The organism is Paraburkholderia sp. BR10936 (assembly GCF_040965735.1).
Taxonomy (GTDB): Bacteria; Pseudomonadota; Gammaproteobacteria; order Burkholderiales; family Burkholderiaceae; genus Paraburkholderia; species Paraburkholderia nodosa_A.
This window is the reverse complement of record NZ_JBFRCM010000003.1, coordinates 391001-417781: the sequence shown is the minus strand read 5'-3', so window position 1 is coordinate 417781 and position 26781 is coordinate 391001. Positions and strand designations below refer to the sequence as shown.

The window sequence follows — 26781 nt, the reverse complement described above, 5'->3', positions numbered from 1 at the left end:
CGCGGCGCGCAGTCTGGCGCGCCGCCGGGACACGGCGCGGGGCTGACACGAAAGCGCCGCGCCGTCGTCATATGCGTGTCCCGCAGCCCCGCGGGCAACGTGCTAGCATGGAATCTCCCTCTTGTTGCGGGTCAGGCGCGACGCTTGCGCGCCTTCATCCACTGTGACCCGTCGAGGGGAGTTTCCTTCCACGAGGAGCACGTTATGGAAGACGTCAGCTACACCAAGGGGATCTACACGGCCGTCGCCACAGTGCGGCCCATGAACGCCGGCCAGTACCAGGGCCTGGTCTCCCTGGCGCGCGACGACGGCGAGGAACTCGAAAACGCGGTGTATGAAGTCGAAGCCGCATCGGGCACGCCGGAAGAAGCTCTCGAAGAAGCCAAGGCGCTGGCGCATCGCATTCTCGGCGAGCTCGAGCTGTAAGTCGCCCGGTGAGCCCAGGGCCCGCTCGGGGACTGCCGGCAGCGCTGCAAGAGACGGGGGGCTCTGCATGGGGCCAGAGTAATGGCGTTGCATGGGCCCGGAGTAAGTGCTGAAGCACTAACTCCGGCCGACAGCTAAAGCGCCAACTCTGGTCGACAGCTGTGCATGGGACCAGAGTAAAGGCTTTGCATGGGCCCGGAGTAAGTGCTGAAGCACTAACTCCGGCCGACAGCTAAAGCGCCAACTCTGGTCGACAGGAGGTTAGCCATGTCCGAACAGCTCTTTCTATACGGCGTCTACGCCATCCACGTGCATCCGCTCGAACTGCAGGGCGCTCGCTGGGACGCCGAGTATCAGATCACGCATCGCGACAAGGCCGTGCAGCCGTGGGTCACGGTCGGCGGCAACTCGGGATTCGACGCGGCGACGCTCGCCGTGGACGCCGCGCGCCGCCAGGCCATCGCCGATATCGAACATGGCGCGGGCATTCCGAAGCCGCATGGGTTTCCGTAAGCCTTTCGTTCGACGCCGTTCCTGCCGCGTCTCGCTGCTGCTCTCGTCGCGCTAGCCCTGCGCCCTGCCAGCGCCCGTCGGCGCGTGCCCGCTTGTCCTGTCCCTGCGGCATTGCTACGCTCTTCTCCTTACTTCAGATCCGCAGGGACCATCATGACGTCCGAGACGCCGGAGCGCTTCGCCAACCAGGAAGCAGCCCAGCAAGCCGATTCGGCATCCGGGGCTTCGCCCGGCGTGGATATGGACGCCTGCAAGGCCGAAACGCCCGCGGGGCCGAGGAAAAGAGCCAGACGCGGCACGCCGCGCAAGCTGATGATCGGCACGCGCGAGGTGCTCGTCTACGGCATGCCGCAGTCCTGGGGCGACTTCTATCACACGGCGCTCACCATGCGCTGGCCCACCTTCTTTGCGTCGCTCGCGGCCCTCTTCCTGCTCATGAACGGCGTGTTCGCGTGCCTCTACCAGCTCGGCGCCGCGCCCATCGCCAACCAGTATCCAAAGGGCTTCCTCGGCGCGTTCTTCTTCAGCGTGGAGACGCTCGCCACCGTCGGCTACGGCGACATGCATCCGCAAACGCTCTACGCGCATATCGTCGCCACGTTCGAGATCTTCGTCGGCATGTCGGGGATCGCGTTGGCGACCGGCCTCGTGTTCGCGCGCTTCTCGCGCCCGCGCGCCAAGATCATGTTCGCGAGCCAGGTGGTGGTGCACCCCATCGAAGGCCGCATGACGCTGATGGCGCGCGCGGCCAACGCCCGCCAGAACGTGATCGCCGAAGCGGGCGCGAAGCTGCGGCTCATCCGCATCGAAACCTCGTCGGACGGCTTTCGCGCGCGGCGCATCCACGACCTCAAGCTCGTGCGCGACCAGCATCCGCTCTTCACGCTGGGCTGGAATCTCATGCACGTGATCGACGAATCGAGCCCGCTCTACGGCGTCACACCCGAGATGCTGGCCGAGCAGCACGGTACGCTGCATGTCGTGATCGAGGGCTCCGACGAATCGACCGCGCAGACCATGCAGGCGCGCTTTAGCTGGTCGGACCGCCAGATCCGCTGGGACTACCGCTACGTCGACCTGATGAGCGACGCGGACGGCGTGAGCACGATGGACTACACGCACTTTCACGATGTCGTGCCATTCGATCGCGCGAAGCCCTACGCACCGCGGACGATCTGACGGATTGTCCCGAAGGCCGATCCGGGCGGGATCGCGGCCGCGCAGGGAAAATCTCTCTCCAAATTCGCCCGGCGCGGGCAGGCTCTCGCGCGAATAGGCGGCAGCGCCGGAGAGTTAGCAAAAAATTTCCGTCATTGGCGAGAAAAAATAGAGTCTCTTTCGCCGCTCTCCTCGGAGGGCGTACGACAGCAAAGCTAAGCATGAGATCGCAGCAAGTGCTCTGCATGGGCCCGGAGTAAGTGCTGAAGCACTAACTCCGGGCGACAGCTGAAGCGCTCACTGCGGTCGATATATGGAGACTCCCCCAATGACCGCGCGCCCCGCGTTCGGCGACACGTCCTCGCCGCTTGATACGCCGCCCCTCGCTGATTACAAGCTCACCGACAACCTCACCGCCACGCGCGGCCGCATCTTCCTGACCGGCACCCAGGCGCTGATCCGCCTCGCGCTCATGCAGCGCGCACTCGACCGCGCGCATGGCCTGAACACCGCGGGCTTCATCAGCGGCTATCGCGGCTCGCCGCTCGGCATGGTCGATCAGCAGGCGTGGAAGGCGAAGAAACTGCTCGAAGCCGCCGACGTGCGCTTCCTGCCCGCCATCAACGAGGAGTTGGGCGGCACCGCCGTGCTCGGCACGCAGCGCGTGGAAGCGGACCCGGAGCGCACCGTCGAAGGCGTGTTCGCGATGTGGTACGGCAAGGGCCCGGGCGTCGATCGCGCCGGCGACGCGCTCAAGCACGGCAACGCCTACGGCTCGTCGCCGCACGGCGGCGTGCTCGTGGTGGCCGGCGACGACCACGGCTGCGTGTCGTCGTCCATGCCGCATCAGAGCGACTTCGCGCTGATGGCGTGGCACATGCCTGTCGTGAATCCGTCGAACATCGCGGACATGCTCGAATTCGGCCTGTATGGCTGGGCGCTCTCGCGCTACTCGGGCGCGTGGGTGGGCTACAAGGCGATTTCGGAGACGGTGGAGTCGGGCTCGACCGTCGATCTCGATGCCATCAAAACCGACTGGCAAGCACCCGATTTGGCCACTGCAGGCTTTACGCCGCCGCCGGGCGGCCTGCACAACCGCTGGCCCGATCTGCCGAGTCTCGCCATCGAGCAGCGCCTCGCCGCCAAACTCGACGCCGTGCGCCACTTCGCGCGCATGAACAGCATCGACAAGTGGATCGCGCCGAGCCCGCATGCGAACGTGGGCATCGTCACCTGCGGCAAGGCGCATCTGGACCTGATGGAAACGCTGCGCCGTCTCGATCTCACCGTCGACGACCTCGATCGCGCGGGCGTGCGCATCTACAAGGTGGGCCTGTCGTTCCCGCTGGAAATGTCGCGTATCGACGCGTTCGTCTCGGGCCTCACCGACGTGCTCGTGATCGAAGAGAAGGGCCCCGTGATCGAGCAGCAGATCAAGGACTACCTCTACAACCGCAAGGAAGGCGCGCGCCCCACCGTGATCGGCAAGCACGCCGAAGACGGCACGCTGCTGCTCTCCGAGCTGGGCGAGCTGCGCCCCTCGCGCATCCTGCCCGTGTTCGCCGCGTGGCTCGCGAAGCACCGTCCGGCGCTCGACCGCCGCGAGCGCGTGGTCGATCTCGTCGCGCCGCAAATCCTCTCGAACGCCGCCGACGCCGTGCGCCGCACGCCCTACTTCTGCTCGGGCTGCCCGCACAACACGTCGACCAAGGTGCCCGAAGGCTCGATCGCGCAGGCCGGTATTGGCTGCCACTTCATGGCTTCGTGGATGGAGCGCGACACCACGGGCCTGATCCAGATGGGCGGCGAAGGCGTGGACTGGGCCGCGCACTCGATGTTCACGAAGATGCCGCACGTGTTCCAGAATCTCGGCGACGGCACCTACTTTCACTCAGGCATCCTTGCGATTCGCCAGGCAGTCGCGGCGAAGACCAACATCACCTACAAGATCCTCTACAACGACGCCGTGGCGATGACGGGCGGCCAGCCCGTGGACGGCAGCATTTCCGTGCCGCAGATCGCACGCCAGGTGGAAGCCGAAGGCGTCTCGCGCTTCGTGGTGGTGAGCGACGAGCCCGAGAAGTACGACGGCCATCACGGCCTGTTCCCGAAGGGCACGACGTTCCATCACCGCAGCGAACTGGACACGGTGCAGCGCGAACTGCGCGAAACGCCGGGCGTGACCGTGCTGATCTACGACCAGACCTGCGCCGCCGAAAAGCGCCGCCGCCGCAAGAAGGGCGAATTCCCCGACCCGGACAAGCGTCTCTTCATCAACGAGGAAGTGTGCGAAGGCTGCGGCGATTGCGGCGTGCAGTCGAATTGCCTTTCAGTTGAGCCCGTGGAAACGGAGCTGGGCCGCAAGCGCCGCATCGACCAGTCGTCGTGCAACAAGGACTATTCGTGCGTGAACGGCTTCTGCCCGAGCTTCGTGACCGTCGAGGGCGGCAAGCTCAAGAAGGCCGCGGGCGCCGCGTTCGATCCGCAGGCGCTCACCGCGCGCGTGAATGCGCTGCCCATGCCGGCCACGCATCTCGACAACGCGCCCTACGACATCCTCGTGACGGGCGTGGGCGGCACCGGAGTCGTGACCGTGGGCGCGCTCATCAGCATGGCCGCGCATCTGGAAGGCAAGAGCGCTTCGGTGCTCGACTTCATGGGCTTCGCACAGAAGGGCGGCTCGGTGCTCTCGTTCGTGCGCTTCGCGGCCACCGACGCGCTGCTCAACCAGGTGCGCATCGACACGCAGCAGGCCGACCTGCTGCTCGCCTGCGACATGGTGGTGGGCGCGAGCGCCGACGCGCTGCAAACCGTGCGGCACGACCGCACGCGCATCGTCGTGAACACGCATGAGATTCCGAACGCGTCGTTCGTGCAGAACCCCGAAGCGAACCTGCACGCCGACGCGCTGCTCGCGAAGATGCGGCACGCGGCGACCGGCGGTGCTTCGAACGCGCAGGATCCACTCTCCGCATGCGACGCGCAGGCGCTTGCGCAGCGTTATCTCGGCGACACGATCGGCGCCAACATCGTGATGCTCGGCTTCGCGTGGCAACTTGGCCTCGTGCCGGTTTCGCTCGCGGCGCTCACGCGCGCCATCGAGCTGAACAACGTGGCCGTGCAGGCGAACCTGTTCGCGTTCTCCATCGGCCGCATGGCCGCCGCCGATCCCGCTGCGCTCGAAGCGCTCGACACGCAACGTGCGGCCGCCGCGAAAGCCACGGCGCGCAAGCTCACGCAAACGCTCGACGAACTGATCGCCGACCGCGAAGCGCGTCTGCTCGCGTATGGCGGCGCGAGCTACGTGAAGCGCTATCGCGCGCTGGTCGATGCCGCACGCAGCGCCGACAAGAGTGCGGAGAAAACGCTCGCGCGCGCCGTCGCGACCACGTTCTATCGGCTGCTTGCCGTGAAGGACGAATACGAAGTCGCGCGCCTGCACGCCGACCCGGCGTTGCGCGCCGCGCTCGAGGCGCAGTTCGAGGGCACGGCGGGCAGCGACTTCACCGTGAAGTTCAACCTCGCGCCGCCGCTCATCGCGCGTGAAAAGAACGGCCAGCCTCCGCGAAAGATGCAGTTCGGCCAGTGGATGTGGAGTGCGTTCGGGCTGCTCAAGAAGGGCCGCAGCGTGCGCGGCACGTGGCTCGATCCGTTCGGCAAGACACTGGAGCGCCGCATGGAGCGCGCCCTCGCCGGCGACTACGAGGCGACGCTGCGCGGTGCGTTCGCGAGCCTCACCGCCGAAAACGCCGACGACATCGCCAAGCTCGCGACTCTGCATCAACGTGTGCGTGGCTATGGGCACGTCAAGCTGGCGAACCTCGCGGCGGTCAAACGCAGCGAGCGCGAACTGGCGGCGCGCCTTGCCATCGACGTGAAGACGAGCGTCGCCGTCCGGGAAGCCCTCGCGTCGTTCAAGGGTGCTGGCGCGTTGCGCGGCATTCCGGTGGTCGTGGCGAAATAAGGTGAAGTGAGCCGGCAGGCGCGCGCCGTTCATCTGAATGGCGCGCGCTTTTTTATGGGTCAGGCGTCGAGCAGGTTCCGCGCGCGCCGCACCTTGTTTTCGTCGACGGGAGCGAGTCCCTTGCCGTCGATGCGCACGCCCGAGCCGAAGTGAACCGCGCGTACCCGCGTCGAACTTACGAATTGCGCCACGCGGTCGAGCGTGAGTCCTGCGCCCGCCAGCACCGTGCAATGCGTGTGCGCCGCGCGCTGCACGAGCGTTGCGATCTGCGCCTGCGCGTCAAGCACCGAAGGCTTGCCGCCCGAGGTGAGGACGTTCGTCACGGCGTCGAAACCGAGCAGCACGTCGAACGCCTCCTGCAGATCGCGCGCTTCGTCGAACGCGCGATGAAACGTGAGCGACATGCCGTCGGCGGCGTCGATCGCGCGCTGCAGTCCTTCGCGATCGACTTCATGCGAAGGCGTGAGCATGCCGATCACGACCGCATGCGCGCCCGCGAGCTTCGCGGCGCGCACGTCGCGCAGCATCACCGTGTAATCGTTCGAATCGTAAATAAACGCGCGGCTGTGCGGCCGCACGATCACGTTCACGGGAATCGCCACCGCCGCGACCACGGCTTCGATCATGCCGATGCTCGGCGTGAGGCCGCCCTCGCCCATTGCGGTGACGAGTTCGAGACGATCCGCGCCGCCGCGCTCGGCGGCTTGCGCATCGGCGACGGTGGTCGCGATGACCTCCAGCAGTACCCGTTCATGTGGCATGTTTGCGCGCCATGTCGTGAGAAACACGACATGATCGCAGATGCACGCCTACTCGAACCAGTCGATGTCGCCGCACAGCACGCACAGGCGCTCGCCCACCTGCACCGCCATCGACAGCGTCAGGCACGGCAGCGCCTCGTTGATCGACAGATACGGTCCGGTCACGTGCACGCGCCCCGGCGTGACGAGCGCCGTGCGGAAGTACGGCCTGCGCAGCCAGCTCGCGCCTTGTGCGTCCTCGAGCGGCAAAAAGCGCGCATCGCGCTCCGCGCGGTCGACGCGCAGCACCACGTTGCGGCCCGCCTGCCGGCCGTTCGAATCGAGCAGATAGCAGCGCGCCGCATGATCGAGCGCGAGGAAGTTCCAGCACACCTCCTCCATCGATTCGCCGGCCGAAAGCCGTTCGGCCGCGCGCTCGAACGCACGCAGATAAGGCACGAGGCGATTCGTCTCGCCGCGCTCGCGCGTTTCGGTCTGCTGACGAAAACGCTCGGTCGCCTCGGCGATCACGGCTTGCGCCTGGGCGGCGTCGGCGAGTCCGGGCGCGGGCCGCGCGAAGAAGAAGCCCTGCACGAAATCCGCGTTGCACGCGAGCGCGAGCTGCGCCTCGTGTTCCGTCTCCACGCCTTCGATCAGCACGAGCTTGCCCGCGTCGTGCAACAGCGCCACGAGCGCGGGCAGCGTCGCGGCCATGTCGGCGCGATGCTGCGCGTGCATGAGCATGATGCGGTCGAGCTTCACGATGTCGGGATTGAGCTGCCACACGCGGCCGATATCGACGTTGCCCGCGCCGAAGTCGTCGAGCGCCACGAGAAAGCCGCGCTCGCGAAACGTCGCCACGGCCTGCGCGAGGGCGTCGAGATCGGTCGCGTCGTCTTCCAGCACCTCGAGCACGACGCGCCGCGGCGCGATGTTCAGCCGCCGCAGGTTCGCGAGCAGCGCCGCCGAGTGATACGGCTCGATCAGCGTGCCCGGATGCACGTTGAGAAAGAGCCATTCGCGCTCCGCGCCGAGCAGCGCGAAGTTCTCCAGATGCAGCCCCTGGGCGAGCCGGTCCACCAGCAGCGCTTCGCCCACGCGCGCGGCGTCGCCGAACACGTCGAGCGGCGAAACCGGGCGGTCGAGCGGATCGTGCGCGCGCAGTAGCCCTTCGTAGCCCACCGCACGCATGTGCGAGAGGCTGAACACCGGCTGGAACACGCTCGTGAGCGTGAGGTCGCCATGGTGTGCGCTGTAGCGCTGCAGCCCCGAAGTGACGCTGAGATCGAAGCCGTGAGGGGTCACGGCTGTTTTGTCCTGTTGCTCTGTGATCATGCCATCCTCTAGCGCGTAGGAAGGACGCTGCAGTCCGCACAGCCTCTGCACGGCCCGCGCTCGTCCTCCATAGCCTGATTTTCGTTGCGCCACAGGAGGGGTTAAGCAAGGTCCGTGCTCGCTCGCACTGCGATCTGGCACGCATCGCGAAATGCGTTCGCGCCCATCGCGTGCGCCGCGAAGGGGCACGCCGTGCACCGCGCGAGACCTCGCACGGCGCACCGATATCGTGCGCCTTTCCACGCGCCTTTGCTTCGGTGGTGGCGCACACAGGGCGGACAAATTGCCGCATTTTCGGCACATATCGGGCTTGCCACGCGTTCGCCCTGCGCGCTTCGCGGCAGCTTACAGACGCGTCAGGCTACACTGTCCCTCGACCGGCGCGCCCTCCTCTAATGCGCGCCAGAACGCCGTGCCGCATCGCGCTTGAAAAGAGGCGTCCGTCCCCTCTTCAACGCTTCCCCTTGGTCCCGTTTGGCCTCGTTTGGCCTCGTTGGGTCCCGTTTGGCCCCCGCTACGTTTTTCGATGGACATTCTCTTCACCGTTCTCATTCTGCTGCTCGCCGTTGCCGTGTCCGGCATCCTCGCGCGCACCGTGCCACTCAAGCTTCCGCTGCCGCTCGTGCAGATCGGTATCGGCGCGTTGCTCACGTTTCCGCTCGTGAATCCGCACGTCACGTTCGATCCCGACATCTTCATGGCGCTGTTCATTCCGCCGCTGCTGTTCGCGGACGGCTGGCGCATGCCCAAACGCGAGTTCTTCTTGCAGCGCCGCGCGATCCTCATGCTCGCGCTCGGGCTCGTGCTGCTGACGGTCGTCGCCGTGGGCTATTTCGTGCACTGGCTCGTGCCGCAGATCTCGCTGCCCGTGGCGTTCGCGCTCGCCGCCGTGCTTTCGCCCACCGACGCCGTCGCGCTCGCGGGCATCGCCGGCAAGGACCGCATTCCCGCGCAGCTCATGCACATCCTCGAAGGCGAAGCGCTGATGAACGACGCCTCGGGCCTCGTCGCGCTCAAGTTCGCCGTGGCGGCCGCGCTCACCGGCTACTTTTCGCTGCGCGCGGCGGCGCTCAGCTTCGTCGTGATCGCGGCGGGCGGTCTGGCGCTTGGGGCGGCGATCGGCTGGCTCTTCAGCTTCGTGTCGGCGCGCTTTCTCAACACGACCGAAGAGGGCGACCCCGCGCCCGGCGTCGTGCTCACCTTGCTGATTCCGTTCGCGGCGTATCTGTTCGCCGAGCACCTCGAAGTGTCCGGTGTGCTCGCAGCCGTTTCCGCCGGGATGACGATGAACTTCACGAGCGTCGCGCACAAAGGACCGGTGTCGACACGCGTGCGCGCCACGAGCACCTGGTCGATGATCGAGTTCGTCTTCAACGGCATGGTGTTCACGCTGCTCGGCCTGCAGTTCCCGGGCATTCTCGGCAAGGCGCTGCTCGACGCGCACCACACGAGCAACGTGCAGATGCTGCGCCTCATCGGCTACATCGCCGCCGTGCTTGCGGCGCTCTACGCCATGCGCTTCGGCTGGGTGTGGCTGCTGCGCTGGGTGGCGAGCCGGGGCGCCGCGCGTCACGGCGTGGCGAACGCGGTGCCGGGCCTGCGCACCGTGGCGATCACCACGGTCGCGGGCGTGCGCGGCGCGGTGACGCTCGCGGGCGTGCTCTCGCTGCCCGTGGCGCTCGCCAACGGCAGCCCGCTGCCCGGGCGCGACAGCGCCATTTTCATCGCGACGGGCGTGATCCTCGCCTCGCTGCTGGTGGCGATCGTCGGCCTGCCGCTCCTGCTGCGCGGCGTGCGGCGCGGCGCGCAGGGACCGCACGCGGCCGAGGAGCGCGCGGCGCGCATCCAGGCGGCGCAGGCGGCCATCCGCGCCGTGGATGCGGTGCACGAAAAGGTCAGCGAGGATCTCGACGAATCGCAGGCCGCCTACGCCGCCGACACGACCGCGCGCGTAATGGACGCCTATCGCCGCCGCCTCGCCTCGCTCGACGCCGACCGCGACCGCAGCGCGAACGCGCGCCGCTCGGACGCGCTGGAAATGGAAATGCGCCTCGCCGGCATGCGCGCCGAACGCGCGACGCTGCTCAGGCTGCGCAACCAGATGCAGATCAACGACGAGACGCTCGCGAAGCTGATGCGCGAAGTCGATCTTTCGGAGACGGCGATGACGACGCGCGGGCGCAATCGCAACTGAGCACGTAGGCGCAGATGCGTGGGAATCGGGAGACGGGAAAACGCGGCGCCGAGGACCGGCGCCGCATGTCACGGTGAGGCTTAAACCGCCGCTTCCTGCGCCGGCTTGCGACGCAGCAGCGCGTAGAGAATGATCGCGCCGAACGTGGCGGTGCCGATGCCGCCCAGCCCGAAGCCGCCGAGCTTGAGCGAGAAGTCGCCCGCGCCGAGCACGAGCGTGACCGCGGCGACGATGAGATTGCGGTTGTCCGAGAAGTCCACCTTGTTGACGACCCAGATACGCGCGCCCGTCACGGCGATCAGACCGAACACGACGATCGAGACGCCGCCCAGCACCGGGCCGGGAATCGTCTGAATGACGGCGCCGAACTTCGGCGAGAAGCCGAGCACGAGCGCGATGAGCGCAGCGATCACGAACACGAGCGTCGAGTAGATTTTCGTCACGGCCATCACGCCGATGTTTTCCGCGTAGGTCGTGACACCCGTGCCGCCCGCGAATCCCGAGACGATCGTGGCTAGGCCGTCGCCAATGAACGCGCGGCCCACATAGCGGTCGAGGTTGTAGCCCGTCATCGCGGAAACCGCCTTGATGTGGCCGAGGTTCTCCGCCACCAGAATCACGGCGATCGGCACGAGCAGCGTCATGGCGTGCGGGTCGAACACCGGCGCGGTGAACTTCGGCATACCGAACCAGGCGGCGTTCGCGACAATCGAGAAGTCGATCGGCTTGCCCAGGCCCATGCCGTTCGTGACGATCGCGTAGATCACATAGGCGATCAACAGGCCGACGAGAATCAGCAGACGCTGCAGCATGCCGCGCGTGAACACGGCCACGCCGCCCACGCAGAGCACGGTGACGATCGCCATCCACGAGTCGAAGATCGAACCGCTCACGCCCTTCACTGCGATGGGCGCGAGATTCAGCCCGATCACGCAGACGATCGCACCGGTCACCACCGGCGGCATGAGCGTTTCGATCCATTTGGTGCCGACGGCCGAGACGAGCAGGCCGATCAGCGTATAAGCCACCCCGCACGCGATGATGCCGCCGAGCGCGACCGGAATATTGGGATTGGGTCCCTGCCCGCCGTAGCCCGTGACAGCGATTACGAGACCGATGAACGCGAAGCTCGAACCGAGATAGCTCGGCACGCGCCCGCCCACCACCACGAAGAACAGCAGTGTGCCGACACCCGACATGAAAATGCACAGGTTCGGATCGAAGCCCATGAGCAGCGGCGCAAGCACGGTCGAGCCGAACATCGCGACGACGTGCTGCACGCCCATGGCGAACATCTGCGGCCAGGGCAGGCGCTCGTCGGGAGCCACGACGCTGCGGGCGTCACCCGTCTGCGCGCGCCAGCGGGGGAAATAGGAGTCGGACATGGGTTCCTCTTGTCGGCGTGATTTGCGGTCTGGTTGTGGTTTTGATTGTTGGCGCGCACGCATCGAAGCAACGGCCGCCCTTGATGCAGGTCAGGCGGGAGTGTACGGAGCCGCAATCGGCGTGGCAAGCCGGATGTCGGGCATCCGAAACACTCCCGGCGGCCGTCGACCCGAGCCGTGAAGTCAGCACCGAATGGAGTTTCAGACTCATCCTATATTAGGGGTGGGTTGCCGGATCTAGACTGTCCTTGCTGCGTGACCCTCACGAGAGTTCATGCAGTGTTGGCAAGCAGCAAACTCTCCGACTTCCCCGCTCCAGTTCCCCGCTGGAGCGGCTTTTTTTGCCCACACGATCGGAGCCCTTCGCGCGTTCAGGCGAATGCGGATTCCGCGAGTTCCCGCGCGTAATCGCGCACGTCTTCCGGCCAGGGCGCATTCGCCGCTTCGAAGCGGCTACGCTCGCCCGCGTACAGCGCGCGCAACGCCTCCTCGTAATTCGGCATATCGCCGGCCAGTGCAGTCATGAAGCGATGCGCGGTTTCCTGGGCCGCGCGCACGCGTTCGCGTGCCTCGCTCGCATGGCGCGCGGCATCCACGAGCCGGCGCAACACCACCGATGCCCCGCCGGGCTGCGCGCCGAGCCAGTCCCAGTGGCGCGGCAACAGCGTCACCTCGCGCGCCACCACGCCGAGCTTCGGGCGGCCGCGGCCGCGCGGGGCGTCGTCCGGGGCGGCTTCGTCGATGACGTCCGGCGCGGTTGCGCCTTCCTCGCGACTGGCCTGTGCGACGATGCGCGCCTCGATGTCCTTATCCGTGCCGCGCAGATCGAATTCGAGCGGACGCGCGTCGCGGTCGTCGAAGACCAGCATCGTTGCGCCGTTTTCGTTTCCGTTTTCGTTCACTTCGCGTTCGAGTTCCGCCTTGACCGCCAGCGCCACCTGAAGCGGTGCGCCGCGCGCGATCAGGCGCGTGCCCGCAAAAGCCGTACAGCCGTTCGCCACCACCATGGTGTTCTCCTTCCTGGTATCCAATGATGGGCGAATATTACCCGGGTAAATTGGGTGGCGCAATATCATCCGGGTAAAATTTGATGACGGTCAGCCGGAGCGGCCTCTTAGATCCGCGCCGCGCGCGTCGTCGGTCGTGGCGGGCAGCCATGCCGCCACGCGGTTGCGGCCCGAGCGCTTGGCGGTATAAAGCGCCGCGTCGGCGGCATCGGTCAGCGCGCGCCAGTCGGCAAACGCGCTTTGCGTCGTGCAGGCCACGCCCACGCTCACCGTGAGCACACCGTTCGGGCTGTCGGCATGCGGCAGCGCCAGCGCCTCGATCGCGGCGCGCACCTTCTCGGCCAGGGCGAGCGCCTGGGCCTCGCCCGTGTCGGGCAGCACCAGCACGAATTCTTCGCCGCCGTAGCGCGCCGCACAGTCCGCCGCGCGGCGTGCGTGTGCGCCGATCGCGTGGGCGACGGCCGCGAGCGCGTCGTCGCCCGCGAGGTGACCGTAGCGGTCGTTGTAGAGCTTGAAGCGGTCCACATCGAGCAGCACGAGCGCGAGCGGGCTGCCCGAGCGGCGTGCGCGCGCCCATTCGTGGTCCGCGCGGGTTTCGAAGGCGCGCCGGTTCGCGAGCGACGTGAGCGCGTCCGTGCCCGCCTGCGCGCGCAACTCCGCCTCCACTGCGCCGCGCTGGCGCAACTGGCGCGTGAACATCAACGCGAGCGCGATCAGCGAGACGTCGAGCACCGCCGTGAGCGTGCCGATGATCCAGGCGCGCACGCGCCATTCGCGATAGATGTCGTCCGCCGCGACCGCGACGCTGAACACGAGTGGGTAACCCTCCACGCGCCGCAGCGCGAACCAGCGCCGCACGCGGTCGACCGGACCGAGCGAGAAGAAACCGCTAGCCTGGGATCGCTGGAACCGCTGGAAGAGCGCGGATTCCGCAACGCTCTTGCCGATCAGATCGGGAACGTACGGGCGGCGCATGAGCAGCGTGCCATCGGCGAGCGTGAGCGCCAGCGCGCCGTTCGTGCCGATGTCCACGCCGCTGAACAATTGCCGGAAATAATCGAGCCGCATCGTGCCGACCACGACGCCCGCGAACGAGCCGTCGGGGTTCGAGAGACGGCGGCTCAATCCGATGGTCGCGTTGGCCGGTCCGTCGCGTGGAATGAACGGGTGGCTCAGAAAGAGGCCCACGTGCGGCGAGTCGCGCTGCGCGATGAAGTAGTCGCGGTCGGCCACATTGAGCGCGCGCGGCGGCACCGCGCGCGAATCGAACACCACGTCGCCCACTGCGTTGGTCACGAAGATCGCGCCGAGATTCTTCGCCGTGGCCGAGCGGTCGAACAGCACATTCTGGCGAATGTCGGGGGGCAGCGCGGCGAGACGGGGATCGTCGATGGCGTCGATGACGGCCTGCAGCGAAAGGTTGTAGACGTCGAAATTGCGCGCCGTGTCGCGCTCGAAAAGCAGCGCCATATTGGAGGCGGAAGCGCGGGCGCTCGCGAGCGCGTCGTGCCGCATCTGCGCCATGACCCACGCGGCGATCAGCGTCAGCACTGCGGCCAGCGCGATGCCGATGGCAAGCACGGCGTTCGGTCGGCGGATCATCATCTCGGGCCTTCGGGGGCTGGCCTTGCAGCGGCGCCGGTTGCCGGGCGCTTGCTGTGCGTATGCATTCATCCTCGCATGCCATGTGAGTCGTGGCTATGCGGGCAAGTCCGGTCGAGCGCCCCATTCTCCTGAATAAAGTGCGCTTCGAGTGCCGTGCGTTTGGTTAGTTTGGATTCCTCTGCTTTATCGTGTGAGTCCGTTTGCGCTTGTCATGCTGCAGGGTCAGTCGTCGTGCACGCCGACGATTGCGCGCGCCTCGATCCATGCTCGCCACTGGCCGCCGAAGTCGAAAGCCGGGTCGATGTCGAAGGCTTGCGCAAGCGCATCGTCGAGCGTGGCGCCATCACGCAGCGCCACAAAGGCCGCGTGGGCGGCATGCGTGTGCACGAGCGGCGCGGGCCGCCATTGCGGCCGGACCACGAGCGTCCACGACGGCATGTCCACACGCTCGGGCCAGACGCCGCCCGGCTGGTGCGCCCGCCAGATCGCCACGGCATCGAAGCGTAACGCGAGCGCGGCGCAGGCGGGATGCACCGCGAGACGCGCCTGCGCCAGACGCTCCGCGCCGAGCGCTTGCCATTGCTGCGCGTTAAGTGGCGTGGCGTTCGCTGCGTAACTGGCGGCGTGCAGCGCCCATTCGAGCCGCGCGACATCGCCGAAATACGCATAACGTATGTCGGTCTCGTAGCGCTCGACGAATTCGGGCAGTCGCGCGCCGAAGCGGTTCAGATCGGCATCGCGAGAAGGATGCGCGCGCGCGTAGGCCAGCGCGAGTGCATCGAACCAGGCCTCGCCAGACAGGGCCGCGAGCACCGGATACGCGTTCGCAAGCGCAAGCCGCCGCGCCGCCCGCCCATTGCCGCGATACAGGCCCATGCGCTCGTGCAGCAGCGCGGCATCGGCGGGAAGCAGTTCGTGGGCGAGCGCCGCATCGGCGGCGGGATCGTCCAGTGCGGCGGCGAAAGCTTGTTGCGTCGCTTCCAGCGCGTTGTGCACGGTCATGAGCGCAGCTCCGATGCTTGACGCGCATGTTTCGCGCAGCGTTCGCGCGCGAGACGCGCCTCGTCGAGCAGCACCTCGAGCGCCGGCACCGCCGTGTCCCACTCGATGAGCGTGGGCGTCGCGCCAAAGCGTTCGAGCGCGGCCTCGTACAGCGCCCAGACCGCCGGCGCGACGCGCGAACCGTGATCGTCGATCACGGCGGCGGGCGTCGCGCGATGCCCTGCCAGATGGATTTCGCCGACGATCTGCGGCGGCAGTGCGGCCATGGCCGCCAGTGCATTTTCACCGTGGTTGCATTGATTCACGTACAGATTGTTCACGTCGAGCAGCACGCCACAGCCCGTGCGCTGCGCGAGCGTCGCGAGGAATTCCGCCTCGCTCCAGGTATCGCCGCGAAATCGTACGTAGGTCGAAACATTTTCGATCAACACGGTCCGGCGCAGCGCGTCCTGCATCTGCGAGACGCGCGCGCTCATGTGATCGAGCGAGGCTTGCGTGAGCGGCATCGGCAGCAGATCGTGCAGCGCGCCTTGCGCGCTCGCGCCCCAGCATAAATGCTCGGAAACCACAGCGGGGTCGATGCGCTCCACGAGCCGCGCGAGCCTCGCGAGATGCGCCGTATCGAGCGGCGCGGCAGAGCCGAGCCCCAGCCCCACGCCGTGCAGGCTCACCGGCAAATCGCGGCGCACCGTTTCGAGCACGTGCAGGTCGTAGCCGCCTTCGCCGAAGTAGTTCTCGCTGTGGACTTCGATCCAGTCGACCGCAGGAGGCCCGGCCATGAAGGCCTCGTAGTGCGCGTGACGCAGGCCAATGCCCACGCCACTGAGTGCGCCTGGCGCGCTCATCTCGCGCGTCCCGCCTTGCGCGCCGCCTCAGCCGCGAGGCTCATTTTTCGGCCGTGCCGCCAAGCTTCTCGCACGTGCCCTTCGGCATGGTCTTGAAGTCGCCCTTGTCATGGTCGACCTTGGCCTGGCCCGCGCAGTCGTGCACACCGGTCTTGCTCGAGCAATCGTTCTGGCCGGCCTTGGCGACGCCGTAGCAATTCACGGTGTCGTCCGCGTGGGCCACGCCCGCGCCGGCCGTCGCCAGACCCGCGAGCGCGGCGGCGATCAGCGCCTGGCGGCCGAGAGAGTTCTTCATCGCGTTTCTCCTTGAACTTCGAAATGGGTTTCGCAGCAAGCGATCGGCTGCGCAGCCGTCGCAACGCGCGGCCCCGGGTGCCCTATTTTGCCTCACCCGAGCGCGACCAGCCCGGTCGAAGCGCCGCTGATCGGCGGAATTATTGCAATCTCGGTAATGATGTTTGCTGGACTGCGGTATTTTTCTTTGAAGTGCGCGGCAATAAAGTGTCATCAACGGTTCGAACAGCACGATTGTTACGGATCGACAACATAATTTTCGGAGGTTGTTACCATGAAGAAACTGATTGCTGCTGCACTCGCCGCTACCGTCCTCGCCGCTCCGGCCCTGTCGTTCGCACAAGCCGAGCAAGCGCCCGTGACGCGCGCTCAAGTTCGCGCCGAACTGGTTCAACTGGAAAAGGCCGGCTACCGCCCGAATCTGTCGAGCCCGTACTATCCGGAAGACCTGCAGGCTGCCGAGGCGCGCGTCGCCCAGCAGAACGGCGCTGCAGAAGCCACGGCCTACGGCGCGTCGACGAACGGCAGCGCCCAAACCGGCACCCGCGCACCGAACATCAAGCCGACCTACTTCGGCCAGTAATCGCGGCTCACACGTAGTGCCGGCGCACTACGCGAGCAACGCCTGGCGGGCCCGCTCTCCCGATTAGGAGACAGCGGGCCCGCCGTTCATTTCTGCGCCGCGCGTGCAATGCGCGCGGCAGAAATAAGCGGCACGCCCACGAAAACCTCCGCCGCCGGAAATCCGGTGGCTTTGCCCGGACTGCGGTCCGGGCCTTTTTCCTCCTTCTCTTTCGCGACGCATGCGGCCCGCTTTATTAGCGCGGGCCGCGCGCGAAGGCGGCTCACTCGCGGGGCCCTAGAAGCCGTGGGTCACGAGCGAGAGCACGGAAAGATCGGGGTGCGTGCCGTCGATGATGCTGCGGCCGACGTGCACCGCCTCTTCGATGGCATCCTGCTCGCTGCGCCAGGTTTCGTCGCCATTCGCGTGATACGTGACCGTATGGCCCGGCTTCGCGGGATTCGCGCCGGGATGGCAAACGTAGGCCGTGTAGGTGTAGCGGTTCGCGCCTTCCTCGGCTGGCGTGGCGCTGACGTGAATCTCGAAGCCTTCGTAGTCGACCTGATGCATCGCAAGCGGTTGAGCGCTCATGGTGACCTCCGGGTGCCGCGGGTTAGCGGCTGCGGGCTATCTGGCCGATGGGTATGCGGCCAGGTGTTCGGTATTGATTCGGTATTGGGAAGTTTAGGCGATGGGTCCCGGGCGGGTGGCCTACTATTGCAGGGCGATCCACCACCCTGGGAGCTTAGACATGGCATCGAACACCGTCCGCCTGCATCGTGTGCTGCGCGCGCCGCCCGAGCGCATCTATCGCGCCTTTCTCGATGCGAGCGCAGTCGTGAAATGGCTGCCGCCCAACGGCTTCACCTGCACGGTTCATGAACTCGACGCGAAAGTCGGCGGCCGCTACCGGATGTCGTTCAAGAATTTCACGGCCGGCCACGGTCATTCGTTCGGCGGCGAATATCTCGAGCTCGTGCCGAACGAGCGTTTGCGATACACCGGTGTGTTCGAGGATCAGCACCTGTCCGGCACCATGCAGACGACCGTGGAGCTGCGCGCCGTGTTCTTCGGCGCGGAAATGACCGTCGTGCAGGAAGGCATACCGGAGATCATTCCGGTCGAGGCGTGTTATCTGGGCTGGCAGGAGTCGCTGGCGTTGCTCGCAAAGCTCGTCGAGGCCGAAATCCAGCAGTAAAGAAAAAGGGGCGCTCGCGCCCCTTCTTTCCGACCGTGTGCTGCCTCAATACCCGAGCGCGCAGCCGTCCTTGCGATGATCGGACGCGCCGGTCAACACGCCCCGCTCCCAGTCGATGCGGATCGCCTGCGAACCGCCAATCGGCCCGGCAGCGGGCACGAGCTTGAAGCCGCGATCCGCGAGCACCGCGCGCGCGTTGGCGGGCAGGGTCGATTCGATTTCCACGGTGCCCGTGCCAGGGCGCGGAAAGACACGCGGCAGATCCATCGCCGCCTGCATGTCGAGGCCGTAATGCAGCACCTTCGAGAGGAAGTGCGCATGGCCCATGGCCTGATAGTGGCCGCCCATCACGCCGAAACTCATCTGCACGCGGCCGTCACGCGCGACCATCCCGGGAATGATGGTGTGCATCGGACGCTTGTGCGGCGCAATCGCGTTGGGGTGTCCTGGCGCGACCGAGAAACTCATGCCGCGGTTGTGCAGCATCACGCCGGATTCCTTGCCCATCAGCCCGCTGCCGAATGGATAGAACAACGAATTGATGAAGCTCACGCAGTTGCGGTCGCGATCGACGACGGTGATGTAGACCGTGTCGCGGTGCTCGACCCGGCTGAGCGCGGCGGCCGGGTCCAGAACGCTTTCGAGGTCGATGCGGCTGCGCAGGCTGTCCACATAGTCGTCGGATAGCAGGCGATCGACATCGACGCCGCCATGGCGCGGGTCGCCCAGCACGGCGTCGCGTACGGCGTAGGCGAGCTTCGCCGCCTCGATCTCGCGATGCAGACGGTCGGCGTCGAGCGGGCTGCCTTCGGCGTCGTATTTGTCGAGCAGGCGCAGCAAAAGCAGCGCAATGATGCCCTGCCCTGCCGGCGGACATTCGATCACGTCGTAGCCGCGGAATTTCGCGCGGATCGGCGTGACGTATTCGCCGCGGAATTCGGCGAAATCGTCCAGCGTGTGCAAGCCGCCGTGCGCCTGAAGCTGCGCGACGAGATCGGCCGCGATGGCGCCGCGGTAGAACGCGTCGCGGCCCGATTCGGCGATGGCGCGCAGCGTGTTCGCGAGGCGCGGTTGACGGTGCGTCGAGCCGGCTCGCGGCGCAGCGCCATCCACGAGCATGGTGGTGCGCGCTACGGCGTCGCGCGAGAGCGTTTCCACTTCTGCCGCCCAGTCGTGCGCGGTGCGCGGCGCGACGGCGTAGCCTTCTTCAGCGAAACGGATGGCCGGAGCCAATACGTCGCGCAGCGGCAAATGGCCGTGATCGCGATGGAGCGTGGTCCATGCATCCACCGCGCCCGGCACCGTGACCGCGTGCGTCGAATGACGCGCGATGGTTTCCACGCCCATGGCGCGCAGACGCTCGGCGCTCGCGGCCGCGGGGGCCCAGCCGGAGCCGTCGTAGGCGATCACGTCATCCGTGCCGCCGCGCGAATAGAGCGCGAAACAGTCGCCGCCTATGCCCGTCGAGCCGGGTTCGACCACGCACTGCACCGCGCACGCGGCAATCGCGGCATCCATGGCGTTGCCGCCGGCGGCGAGAATCTGGACGGCGGCGAGCGTCGCGCTCGGGTGCGAAGTCGCAGCCATGCCGTTGCGAGCCATGACGAGCGAGCGGCCCGGCGTTTCGAAGTTACGCATCGAAGCGTTCTCCTCTTTTGGTATCCTGATGATGTGTTATTTCACGTGACACAGCATTGCGGCTCATGCCTACGCAGATGCAGGCATGGCAGTTCGCAACGTGCGCTTCAAGAACGTCTGCGTACGCGGATGCGAAGGCGCGGTGAAAATGCGCTCGGGCGGCCCCTCTTCGATCAACTCGCCCTGGTCGAGCACGACCACGCGATCGGCCACCTCGCGAGCAAAGCCCATTTCGTGCGTGACGACGACCATCGTCATGCCGTCCTCCGCCAGCTCCTTCATTACCTGCAGCACTTCGCCGACGGTTTCCGGATCGAGCGCGCTGGTGGGCTCGTCGAAAAGCAGCACCTTCGGCTGCATCGCAAGTGCGCGGGCGATGGCGATGCGTTGCTGCTGGCCGCCGGAAAGCTGCGACGGATAGTGGTCGGCGCGATCGGCAAGACCCACGCGGGCGATCAGCGCCTTTGCCTGCTTGATCGCCTCTTCGCGCGGCATCTTCAGCACATGGATAGGCGCCTCGATCACGTTCTCCAGCGCCGTCATGTGCGGAAACAGATTGAAGCGCTGGAACACCATGCCGATATCGCGGCGCTGCCGTGCGAGCTGGCGCGCCGAATCGCGCACCAGCGTGCCGTTCGGGCGCTCGACAAAGCCGAGCAGATGGCCGTTCACGCGCACCCGCCCGCTGTCGTACGACTCGAGCAGATTGAGGCAGCGGATGAACGTGGTCTTGCCCGACCCCGACGAGCCGATCAGCACCACCACTTCCCCCTTCGCGACGCTCAACGAAATGCCGTTGAGCACCTTGGTCGAGCCGAACGACTTGTGAATGTCCGACGCCTCGATGACGATTTCGCGTGCTTCGTTCATGTCAACGCCCCCGCAGCAGTTTCATCGTTTGCGCGCCGAACAGACGCGTATTCGCAGCCGGCTTCGCCTCGGCGCGGCCGAAGTGGGCTTCGAGCCGCCGCTGCACGAAACCCCAAAGCGTGGTGAGCGCGAGGAAGTAAATGCCGAGCACGAGATATAGCTCGAACACGCGGAAGTTCACCGAGGTGATCATCTGCGTGCTGAGCAGCAGTTCCGGCACGCCGATCACGCTCACGAGCGTGGTGTTCTTGAGCATGACGTTGAACTCGTTGCCGAGCGGCGGCACGATCACGCGGAACGCTTGCGGCAGCACGACGCGGCGCATGAGCAGCACGGAAGACATGCCAAGCGAGCGCGACGCTTCATACTGCCCACGATCCACCGAACTCAGACCCGCGCGAATGATCTCCGCCTGATAGGCCGCCGAATTCATGCCGAGCGCAAGCACGGCTGCCTGAATATTGCCGGGCAGCGAGATGATGCCGAAGTCGAGATCGTGAAAGTGAAAGATGTTCGCCGCGGCAAACGCGGTGTAGAGGAACACGATCTGCATGAGCAACGGCGTGCCGCGCATGACCCAGATATAGCCGCGCGCGAGATACTGCACGGGCAGACTCGACGAAAGCCGCATGAGCGCGACGATCAGACCGAGCGTGGCGCCGAACGCGATCGCGCAGGCGCTGATCGAGAACGTGAGCCACAATCCGTGCAGATACGCCGGGCTTGGGTCCAGCAGGAATTTCCGGAAGATTTCCCAACTGAAATTCATGGCGTCACCCCGCGCTCACAGGCGATCGTTTTCGAGCTTCCAGGTGGCGAGCATCTTGCCGTAGCGATCGCTCTTCACGAGATCGGCCACGGCCTTCGCCACGGCCGGCGAAAGCGGTTCGCCCTTGCGCGCGCCAATGCCGGTCGCGATGCGATTGAAACCGGGCACCGCCTCCTCGAACATGTCGCCCGAGACCTGCTGGAAGTGCGCCGCGCTTTCCGACGTGGTGCCGTAGGCATCGACCTGATTCAGGCGGAAGGCCTGAAATGCATCGGCATCCGAACTATAGACGACGATGTTCATGGGCGGCTTGCCCGCAGCCTTCAGCTTCTCGTTTTCCTTGTCGAGCAGCGTGCTGATGGTGGTGCCGTTGAGCACCGCGACCTTCATGCCAGAAAGATCGCCGAGCGAGCGCACGTGATGCGGGTTGCCGCGCGGCACCATGATCGACTGGCTCGAATACATGTAGTCGACGATGTCGATGATCTGGCGACGCTCGGGCTTGTCGAAGAGCTGGCCGATCACGAGATCGCATTGCTTCGCCTGCAGCGCCGGAATCTGCCCGCTGAAGGACATGACCTTCCACTCGACCTTGAGATTGCCGAGCTGCTTCGCGACGTCATGCGCGACGTCGACGGAGAAGCCACGCGGCTGTTGGTTCTCGTCGTAGGATGCGAGCGGCGGCGCGTCCATGCTCGAACAGTAGGTGAGCGTGCCGCCTTTCACGAGACCCAGATCGGCGGCCTGCGCCGCGGAAGTTCCAGCAACCTGCGCGAGGAGCGCAAAGCCTGCGCAGGCGGCGAGACGAAGACGCTTGAACTGTTTTGCTGACATCGAGAGGCTCCTGGTGTGAGCTGCGTGAGGTACGACGACAGTTAGGACGCCGACGCGTTACGCTCGTGACGCGGGCGATTCGAGGAACTTGATGATCTGGGGAACGGTTGATTCGAGGTGCTCGCGCAGCGCTTGCTCGGCTTGCGCGGGGTCGCGGGTGCGCAGCGCGTCGATGAGGATCTGGTGGGCGTCGCGCGCGCGTTTGCGTCTGAAGGTGGCTTGCTCGATCCACAAGCGCATGGGGCCTTCGATCAGCGTGTAGAGCGAGTGAATTTGCTGGTAGAGGCGCGTGCGGCCGCTGATTTCGCACAGGTATTCGTGGAACGCGCAGTGGCGTTGGACCCAGGTGTCCGTGTCGCCTACGCAGGCGTCCATGTCTTCCAGCAGGCGTTGGAGCTTCGTGAGATGCGCTTCAGTGCAGCGGGGGGCGGCGACGCGCATGGCCAGGCATTCGAGCGCGATGCGCATGTCGAAGATGTCCTGGACCTCCTCCACGGTCAGACCGCGGACGATTGCGCCTCGGTTGGGGCGCTGGATGATCAGGCCTTCCGTGTGCAGTCTTTTTAACGCCGCTCGCACTGGCATGCGGCTCATTGAGAGCTCTTCGGCAACCGTTTCGGCGACGATGCGCTGGCCTGCAGCGTAGCGGCCTTCGATGATCGCTTCCAGCAGGAAGCGGTAGGCCTCCTCCTCGGCGGTTAAGGCCAGACCGGCGGTGTTGCGGACGTTGGTGGCAGGCATTTTTGTGCGCTTGATCCGTTTTGTGCGGTGCGGGAGGATGCCATTGCGGTTGCTGAGTCGTTGGGGCAGATTACTCCAAGTGGATTTGTGGATCCAGTCTTTCAAAAAAGATTTGGTGATGGCTGCAGAAGGCGTGAAGGCCACGAACCTTGTGGGTTCGTGGCCTTCTTTGTGGGGCTTTGGTCTGACGGGTGGGCTAGTCTGGGGTGATCACAAGCCTTTTGTCTTCTACCGTGATTCGGACGCGCTGGCCTGGTTCAAAGCCTGCGACTTCGAGCCATCGGCCAGAAAGCTTGAGCCAGGGGTAAAGCGGCGGGTCATTTCTTGCCCGTGAACTGGACCTGCGGTACCGCCAGGACTGCTGGATGGTTACGCGGCGCTCGGGATGTGCGTGCGATGCATTAAGATTGGCGTCAGCCATGGTCAACTCCTCAGTTGAGTTGGTTTTGGTTAGCGGGCCGTGAGTGCTGGTAACACTCATGGCCCGCGCTTCGTTTACTGCATTGAGACTGCTACTACTTCCGTGCCTGTGCGAGCACGGTGTCCAACATTTGTGAGACGAACTGCTGTTTGGGCTTGGGGAGTTGTTCGATTGCGGCGATCTGACGTTGTAGGCGGGACATTGATCTGTAGCCTGCAACCGGCATGCCGAGCGGCTTGCCCAACAACTCATCGACAGTGAGCATCAACAGCTCCGCTATCATGGGCAACATGGACGCCGGAACGCGTGAGCGCCCGCCTTCATAGTGAGCAAGCGTCTGTTGGGCGATACCGAGTGCTTCGCCCAATTGCTGCTGAGTCAGGCCGTGCGATTTGCGCGCGCTGACGATGCGCTCCCCAAGCTCGCGGAAGAATTGTTCATCTTTCATGTTTGGGCCTCGCGGAAAAGCGTGCTAGCCAAATCCGAATATACAAGGATGATTGGTTAGGTCATTCTATAGAGAATCGGAGTACGAAGTACTGGATTTTGCTTATCTAAATTTACTTCTTATGTTTATTTGACTCAAGACAGATCGATGATGTGCACCGAACCGAAGATGCGCTCTTGAATGAAAGCACACTGTGAGTATGGTTCCCGTCACTGCACGGCTCGCCCTCTACGTGGCAGGTTCCCTGAAGCCCAGTGGTCAAAACCAGCGATGCGGTTATGCGAAGAAATCCAACGCGTACAGTGTGATCGACATCACCATCACAATGCAGATCCCACCTGTCCATTTGCGTACGGGCCATCTCTTCCACGCTACTGCATTTAGAATGGCAAGAGAAATCGCTGGTCCCAGTAGATAGGTAATGAGAAAGGGCAAGATCCACCAAGGGACAGCGCATTTTCCGAGTTCGTGGCAACCGCTAGCCACAGCATTCGGGTGCATAGTCCAATGGAAATACTTCAGAACGTGCAGACACACCCACGTTAGGGTGAATCCAGAGACGAACCCCACAAGGCTAACGAGACACCTTGTCAATTGCCCTCCCAAAAGAAGATATCTTTTGCCTCCAAGCCATGATCAACTGACGAACTGTGCCACTGTTAAGGCCACACTGCGGCGTAAAAACCAAAGTAATAAAGGACCGTGAAAGTGGCGAGCAGGGCTATCGAGGTGACGCGTGAGGACGCAACGGCATTAGCCTCTTTGAATCCAACGACAGCCCACAGCAAGCCAGGCCCAACAACGAATGCGGCAATAACTATGTAGCCCCACGCCGACACTTTGCAGTGCTCGATATCCCAACACTTGTGCCAACTGGTACTACATAGTGGCGGTGATAGTTGCCGCGACAATTTACTGAACCACAACGCTGACTGCCATGACAATAAAAGTCCAACAGTCAGGTAAGCGATCGATGGGGCGACACGCTTCACTGGATTTCCCAAAAAAGAATTTGCTTAGCCTTTCCCAAGTCTGCATACCATGCGAAAGATACACCGAGGGTAAAGCGCATGAACGAATTCACACGACCCTCTGTACCTTGCGACGTCAGTGATAGTCAGGCCGCTAATGTGGACATGAAATCGGATACGTCCGAAAAGGAGGACTACACGGTATCTATGATTCGGAGGACATCGGATGCTGCGTGCGGTTCGACACTCGTCAATTGCGTCGCGTTGCACGACGGGTTTCGCCATGCCATCGGGCGTTGCGGAATGTCTTCGAAAGAGGTGGTCCCCCAAGCGCGCCGATGCTGTCCACGCACGAGGGAGAGCGGATGCCACTCGACTACTCGACTGCAATGCGAACCGGCGCGTGCCAGCCACGCGCTTCATGGCCTGATCAAACTGTCACGCGAAGGGGAAGATATTCACTGGGGCGGAGGAGGATCGAACTTGGCTTGCGAGCCTAGGCTCATCAAGGATTTGTCGAAAACTGCTAGCCATGTTGCCCCCAAAGTCGTCCCCAACGGCTTGCTGCCGGTCGCGCCTATGGCTGCCCTCGCGACGGACAAGGTCGGTCGTACGCAGTCTGCCGCGCAAGGCTAGCGGCCGAAAAACTCGTGAGTACGATTTTCGAGTAGGTACTTTTCAAAATCGTACACTCGGGCAGGCCGATCCGCATTTCGTGGTCTGGCAGCCGGATCTGTGTACATGTAAAGATGGAATCGACCATTCGATCGTTGCTGGGCGAGGCAGCGACCAATCTGGCGCGTGTTGGTCGCGATCGACTCCCTGACGATTGTTAGCGTATTCATGCTTTCTTCGATCACCCGCGAAACCCCTCGACCTGCGTCATGCGCGGAATATATCGAAGCACCTCAACGACTTCGTAGTCCTTGTTGACGTAGATACCTGTATGGGGGTCGACCTGCTGTGTAACCCGCAGCTTCACGTCCAAAGCATCCCCCGGCGCGATGGTAACGCGATGCGCAAAGAATTCCGCGTAGAAGCGCTCGTCGAGAATTGGTGCAGACACCTTTATTCCGCGCCAGTAAAACTCCCACTTCCTGGTTCCACGCTCTAAGATTGCGCGTGAGATTTGAAGCGTGGCTTCTTCGACTATCTGGCGAGTGTCACCCTCCTGCTGCTCCGCATCAGGTTGCACTAACGAGAACTGCTCTCGCGAGATATAGAGATCGGGCCTTGAAGAGCTTTTAACCGGGCCGAATCCCAAGCCTTCCACGCTCGGGTCCTGCGTTGCTCCTTGCAACAGTCGACTCACGGACTGACGAAACTTGTTCGAGCGTTCAACCTCTTTCGTTGCGTCGTAGATCTCTCTGGGGATAACGACGGTTTGCGAACCGTTTTTCACCGTAACTAAATCGGGCGTCACACTGACCTGGAGAGGTTGAGTAGACACAAAGAGCTTGTCATAAAGGAAAGCTGCAAGGATGCTAAGCACGATGTTGCGAGCGTTCTCAGCCGAAAATAGATTGTGCGCCTCTCGCAGAACCGTACGCACAATCGCACGAAAGCTCCCCGGCTCCAGGGTATCTACAACGACCTCAACGTCATAGCCCGGATTGATGATGCTGTTCGCCTCCCGAACCGCATCAGCAAGTGCTACGAGCGTAGATGCCAGGGCGTACGCGTTGATTGACTGTTTCGGCGTTTCAAAATGCAGCACGAACCGATCGCTATCTGGCATTATTTCAATTGTCGTGGCTTCTATCATCGCTTGATGTGGGTCGTTGTTCGGGCTTTTGTGAGATGCCGAGCGGTCAACCAGCGCAGGAGCAGCTGGCTGCAGCGAACAGTTTGGCGGATATTG

At 64.6% G+C, this 26781-nt stretch carries 24 protein-coding genes; 7 read left to right on the top strand and 17 right to left on the bottom strand.

The genetic code is table 11. The annotated features are described in order from the left end of the window. The first annotated feature begins 204 nt into the window (after positions 1–204). The 4 genes from AB4Y36_RS08425 to AB4Y36_RS08410 all read left to right on the top strand — a co-directional run bounded on the left by AB4Y36_RS08425 (position 205) and on the right by AB4Y36_RS08410 (position 6061). Positions 205–426 carry a hypothetical protein gene (locus AB4Y36_RS08425; RefSeq protein WP_069265166.1) on the top strand — a complete coding sequence of 74 codons (222 nt, stop codon included), beginning with the start codon at positions 205–207 and terminating at the stop codon, positions 424–426. A gap of 267 nt (positions 427–693) precedes the next feature. Then, entirely contained in the window at positions 694–939 is a 246-nt protein-coding gene (locus AB4Y36_RS08420; protein WP_069265167.1) for a hypothetical protein, read from the top strand. Between the two features lie 240 nt (positions 940–1179). Further along, positions 1180–2118, top strand: coding sequence for an ion channel (locus AB4Y36_RS08415; RefSeq protein WP_342949631.1), 939 nt, complete (start codon positions 1180–1182; stop codon positions 2116–2118). Positions 2119–2425: 307 nt separating this feature from the next. Continuing rightward, entirely contained in the window at positions 2426–6061 is a 3636-nt protein-coding gene (locus AB4Y36_RS08410) for an indolepyruvate ferredoxin oxidoreductase family protein (protein WP_368682731.1), read from the top strand. 59 nt (positions 6062–6120) lie between these two features. Here AB4Y36_RS08410 and AB4Y36_RS08405 read toward each other — a convergent pair whose 3' ends face one another. Together AB4Y36_RS08405 and AB4Y36_RS08400 are read right to left on the bottom strand one after the other, a co-directional pair. Beyond that, positions 6121–6822 (bottom strand): copper homeostasis protein CutC, encoded by a 702-nt coding sequence (locus AB4Y36_RS08405; RefSeq protein WP_368682730.1) that lies wholly within the window; start codon positions 6820–6822, stop codon positions 6121–6123. 48 nt (positions 6823–6870) lie between these two features. Next, positions 6871–8136: an EAL domain-containing protein gene (locus AB4Y36_RS08400; RefSeq protein ID WP_368606325.1), complete on the bottom strand. Its 1266-nt coding sequence runs from the start codon at positions 8134–8136 to the stop codon at positions 6871–6873. A gap of 526 nt (positions 8137–8662) precedes the next feature. Here AB4Y36_RS08400 and AB4Y36_RS08395 point away from each other — a divergent pair. After that, on the top strand, positions 8663–10330 hold the full coding sequence (locus AB4Y36_RS08395; RefSeq protein ID WP_368682729.1) for a Na+/H+ antiporter: 1668 nt from the start codon (positions 8663–8665) through the stop codon (positions 10328–10330). A gap of 80 nt (positions 10331–10410) precedes the next feature. On the opposite strand, the gene AB4Y36_RS08390 is transcribed toward AB4Y36_RS08395, so the two are convergent. The 6 genes from AB4Y36_RS08390 to AB4Y36_RS08365 form a co-directional block, all read right to left on the bottom strand. Further along, positions 10411–11715: a solute carrier family 23 protein gene (locus tag AB4Y36_RS08390; protein WP_368682728.1), complete on the bottom strand. Its 1305-nt coding sequence runs from the start codon at positions 11713–11715 to the stop codon at positions 10411–10413. A gap of 371 nt (positions 11716–12086) precedes the next feature. Further along, positions 12087–12722 (bottom strand): DUF2239 family protein, encoded by a 636-nt coding sequence (locus AB4Y36_RS08385; RefSeq protein ID WP_368682727.1) that lies wholly within the window; start codon positions 12720–12722, stop codon positions 12087–12089. 90 nt (positions 12723–12812) lie between these two features. After that, positions 12813–14327, bottom strand: coding sequence for a diguanylate cyclase (locus AB4Y36_RS08380; protein WP_368682726.1), 1515 nt, complete (start codon positions 14325–14327; stop codon positions 12813–12815). A gap of 222 nt (positions 14328–14549) precedes the next feature. After that, on the bottom strand, positions 14550–15329 hold the full coding sequence (locus AB4Y36_RS08375) for a putative DNA-binding domain-containing protein (protein ID WP_368682725.1): 780 nt from the start codon (positions 15327–15329) through the stop codon (positions 14550–14552). Next, positions 15326–16174, bottom strand: coding sequence for a DUF692 family multinuclear iron-containing protein (locus tag AB4Y36_RS08370; RefSeq protein WP_069265176.1), 849 nt, complete (start codon positions 16172–16174; stop codon positions 15326–15328). The genes AB4Y36_RS08375 and AB4Y36_RS08370 overlap by 4 nt, the downstream gene beginning before the upstream one ends. A gap of 40 nt (positions 16175–16214) precedes the next feature. Beyond that, entirely contained in the window at positions 16215–16469 is a 255-nt protein-coding gene (locus tag AB4Y36_RS08365) for a DUF2282 domain-containing protein (protein WP_368682724.1), read from the bottom strand. 273 nt (positions 16470–16742) lie between these two features. Here AB4Y36_RS08365 and AB4Y36_RS08360 point away from each other — a divergent pair, with 273 nt between their 5' ends. After that, on the top strand, positions 16743–17051 hold the full coding sequence (locus tag AB4Y36_RS08360) for a DUF4148 domain-containing protein (protein ID WP_368682723.1): 309 nt from the start codon (positions 16743–16745) through the stop codon (positions 17049–17051). Between the two features lie 276 nt (positions 17052–17327). On the opposite strand, the gene AB4Y36_RS08355 is transcribed toward AB4Y36_RS08360, so the two are convergent. After that, entirely contained in the window at positions 17328–17621 is a 294-nt protein-coding gene (locus AB4Y36_RS08355; protein ID WP_368682722.1) for a hypothetical protein, read from the bottom strand. Positions 17622–17781: 160 nt separating this feature from the next. Here AB4Y36_RS08355 and AB4Y36_RS08350 point away from each other — a divergent pair, with 160 nt between their 5' ends. Beyond that, complete coding sequence (locus tag AB4Y36_RS08350) at positions 17782–18228, top strand: SRPBCC family protein (RefSeq protein WP_069265180.1); 447 nt, start codon at positions 17782–17784, stop codon at positions 18226–18228. A 45-nt stretch (positions 18229–18273) separates the two neighbouring features. Here AB4Y36_RS08350 and ggt read toward each other — a convergent pair whose 3' ends face one another. The 8 genes from ggt to AB4Y36_RS08310 form a co-directional block, all read right to left on the bottom strand. Beyond that, entirely contained in the window at positions 18274–19866 is a 1593-nt protein-coding gene (gene ggt / locus AB4Y36_RS08345; RefSeq protein ID WP_368682721.1) for a gamma-glutamyltransferase, read from the bottom strand. Positions 19867–19935: 69 nt separating this feature from the next. Beyond that, a complete protein-coding gene (locus AB4Y36_RS08340) occupies positions 19936–20736 on the bottom strand; it encodes an amino acid ABC transporter ATP-binding protein (RefSeq protein WP_133185447.1) in 801 nt (266 codons plus the stop codon). A 1-nt stretch (position 20737) separates the two neighbouring features. Beyond that, positions 20738–21505, bottom strand: coding sequence for an amino acid ABC transporter permease (locus tag AB4Y36_RS08335; protein WP_368682720.1), 768 nt, complete (start codon positions 21503–21505; stop codon positions 20738–20740). Positions 21506–21520: 15 nt separating this feature from the next. After that, a complete protein-coding gene (locus AB4Y36_RS08330; protein WP_368618062.1) occupies positions 21521–22339 on the bottom strand; it encodes an ABC transporter substrate-binding protein in 819 nt (272 codons plus the stop codon). Between the two features lie 57 nt (positions 22340–22396). Further along, complete coding sequence (locus AB4Y36_RS08325; protein WP_368682719.1) at positions 22397–23224, bottom strand: GntR family transcriptional regulator; 828 nt, start codon at positions 23222–23224, stop codon at positions 22397–22399. Between the two features lie 52 nt (positions 23225–23276). Beyond that, positions 23277–23501: a SymE family type I addiction module toxin gene (locus tag AB4Y36_RS08320; protein WP_081771492.1), complete on the bottom strand. Its 225-nt coding sequence runs from the start codon at positions 23499–23501 to the stop codon at positions 23277–23279. Positions 23502–23595: 94 nt separating this feature from the next. Continuing rightward, entirely contained in the window at positions 23596–23949 is a 354-nt protein-coding gene (locus AB4Y36_RS08315; protein WP_266230456.1) for a helix-turn-helix domain-containing protein, read from the bottom strand. 1827 nt (positions 23950–25776) lie between these two features. Further along, positions 25777–26685, bottom strand: a complete 909-nt coding sequence (locus AB4Y36_RS08310; protein ID WP_368682718.1) for a hypothetical protein — start codon at positions 26683–26685, stop codon at positions 25777–25779. Positions 26686–26781 lie beyond the last annotated feature (96 nt).

Excerpts from the sequence above, each read along its gene's own strand:
- AB4Y36_RS08425 (WP_069265166.1), top strand. The coding sequence starts at position 205 with ATGGAAGACGTCAGCTACACCAAGGGGATCTACACGGCCGTCGCCACA.
- AB4Y36_RS08420 (WP_069265167.1), top strand. The coding sequence starts at position 694 with ATGTCCGAACAGCTCTTTCTATACGGCGTCTACGCCATCCACGTGCAT.
- AB4Y36_RS08415 (WP_342949631.1), top strand. The coding sequence starts at position 1,180 with ATGGACGCCTGCAAGGCCGAAACGCCCGCGGGGCCGAGGAAAAGAGCC.
- AB4Y36_RS08410 (WP_368682731.1), top strand. The coding sequence starts at position 2,426 with ATGACCGCGCGCCCCGCGTTCGGCGACACGTCCTCGCCGCTTGATACG.
- AB4Y36_RS08405 (WP_368682730.1), bottom strand. The coding sequence starts at position 6,822 with ATGCCACATGAACGGGTACTGCTGGAGGTCATCGCGACCACCGTCGCC.
- AB4Y36_RS08400 (WP_368606325.1), bottom strand. The coding sequence starts at position 8,136 with ATGATCACAGAGCAACAGGACAAAACAGCCGTGACCCCTCACGGCTTC.
- AB4Y36_RS08395 (WP_368682729.1), top strand. The coding sequence starts at position 8,663 with ATGGACATTCTCTTCACCGTTCTCATTCTGCTGCTCGCCGTTGCCGTG.
- AB4Y36_RS08390 (WP_368682728.1), bottom strand. The coding sequence starts at position 11,715 with ATGTCCGACTCCTATTTCCCCCGCTGGCGCGCGCAGACGGGTGACGCC.
- AB4Y36_RS08385 (WP_368682727.1), bottom strand. The coding sequence starts at position 12,722 with ATGGTGGTGGCGAACGGCTGTACGGCTTTTGCGGGCACGCGCCTGATC.
- AB4Y36_RS08380 (WP_368682726.1), bottom strand. The coding sequence starts at position 14,327 with ATGATGATCCGCCGACCGAACGCCGTGCTTGCCATCGGCATCGCGCTG.
- AB4Y36_RS08375 (WP_368682725.1), bottom strand. The coding sequence starts at position 15,329 with ATGACCGTGCACAACGCGCTGGAAGCGACGCAACAAGCTTTCGCCGCC.
- AB4Y36_RS08370 (WP_069265176.1), bottom strand. The coding sequence starts at position 16,174 with ATGAGCGCGCCAGGCGCACTCAGTGGCGTGGGCATTGGCCTGCGTCAC.
- AB4Y36_RS08365 (WP_368682724.1), bottom strand. The coding sequence starts at position 16,469 with ATGAAGAACTCTCTCGGCCGCCAGGCGCTGATCGCCGCCGCGCTCGCG.
- AB4Y36_RS08360 (WP_368682723.1), top strand. The coding sequence starts at position 16,743 with ATGAAGAAACTGATTGCTGCTGCACTCGCCGCTACCGTCCTCGCCGCT.
- AB4Y36_RS08355 (WP_368682722.1), bottom strand. The coding sequence starts at position 17,621 with ATGAGCGCTCAACCGCTTGCGATGCATCAGGTCGACTACGAAGGCTTC.
- AB4Y36_RS08350 (WP_069265180.1), top strand. The coding sequence starts at position 17,782 with ATGGCATCGAACACCGTCCGCCTGCATCGTGTGCTGCGCGCGCCGCCC.
- ggt (WP_368682721.1), bottom strand. The coding sequence starts at position 19,866 with ATGCGTAACTTCGAAACGCCGGGCCGCTCGCTCGTCATGGCTCGCAAC.
- AB4Y36_RS08340 (WP_133185447.1), bottom strand. The coding sequence starts at position 20,736 with ATGAACGAAGCACGCGAAATCGTCATCGAGGCGTCGGACATTCACAAG.
- AB4Y36_RS08335 (WP_368682720.1), bottom strand. The coding sequence starts at position 21,505 with ATGAATTTCAGTTGGGAAATCTTCCGGAAATTCCTGCTGGACCCAAGC.
- AB4Y36_RS08330 (WP_368618062.1), bottom strand. The coding sequence starts at position 22,339 with ATGTCAGCAAAACAGTTCAAGCGTCTTCGTCTCGCCGCCTGCGCAGGC.
- AB4Y36_RS08320 (WP_081771492.1), bottom strand. The coding sequence starts at position 23,501 with ATGGCTGACGCCAATCTTAATGCATCGCACGCACATCCCGAGCGCCGC.
- AB4Y36_RS08315 (WP_266230456.1), bottom strand. The coding sequence starts at position 23,949 with ATGAAAGATGAACAATTCTTCCGCGAGCTTGGGGAGCGCATCGTCAGC.
- AB4Y36_RS08310 (WP_368682718.1), bottom strand. The coding sequence starts at position 26,685 with ATGATAGAAGCCACGACAATTGAAATAATGCCAGATAGCGATCGGTTC.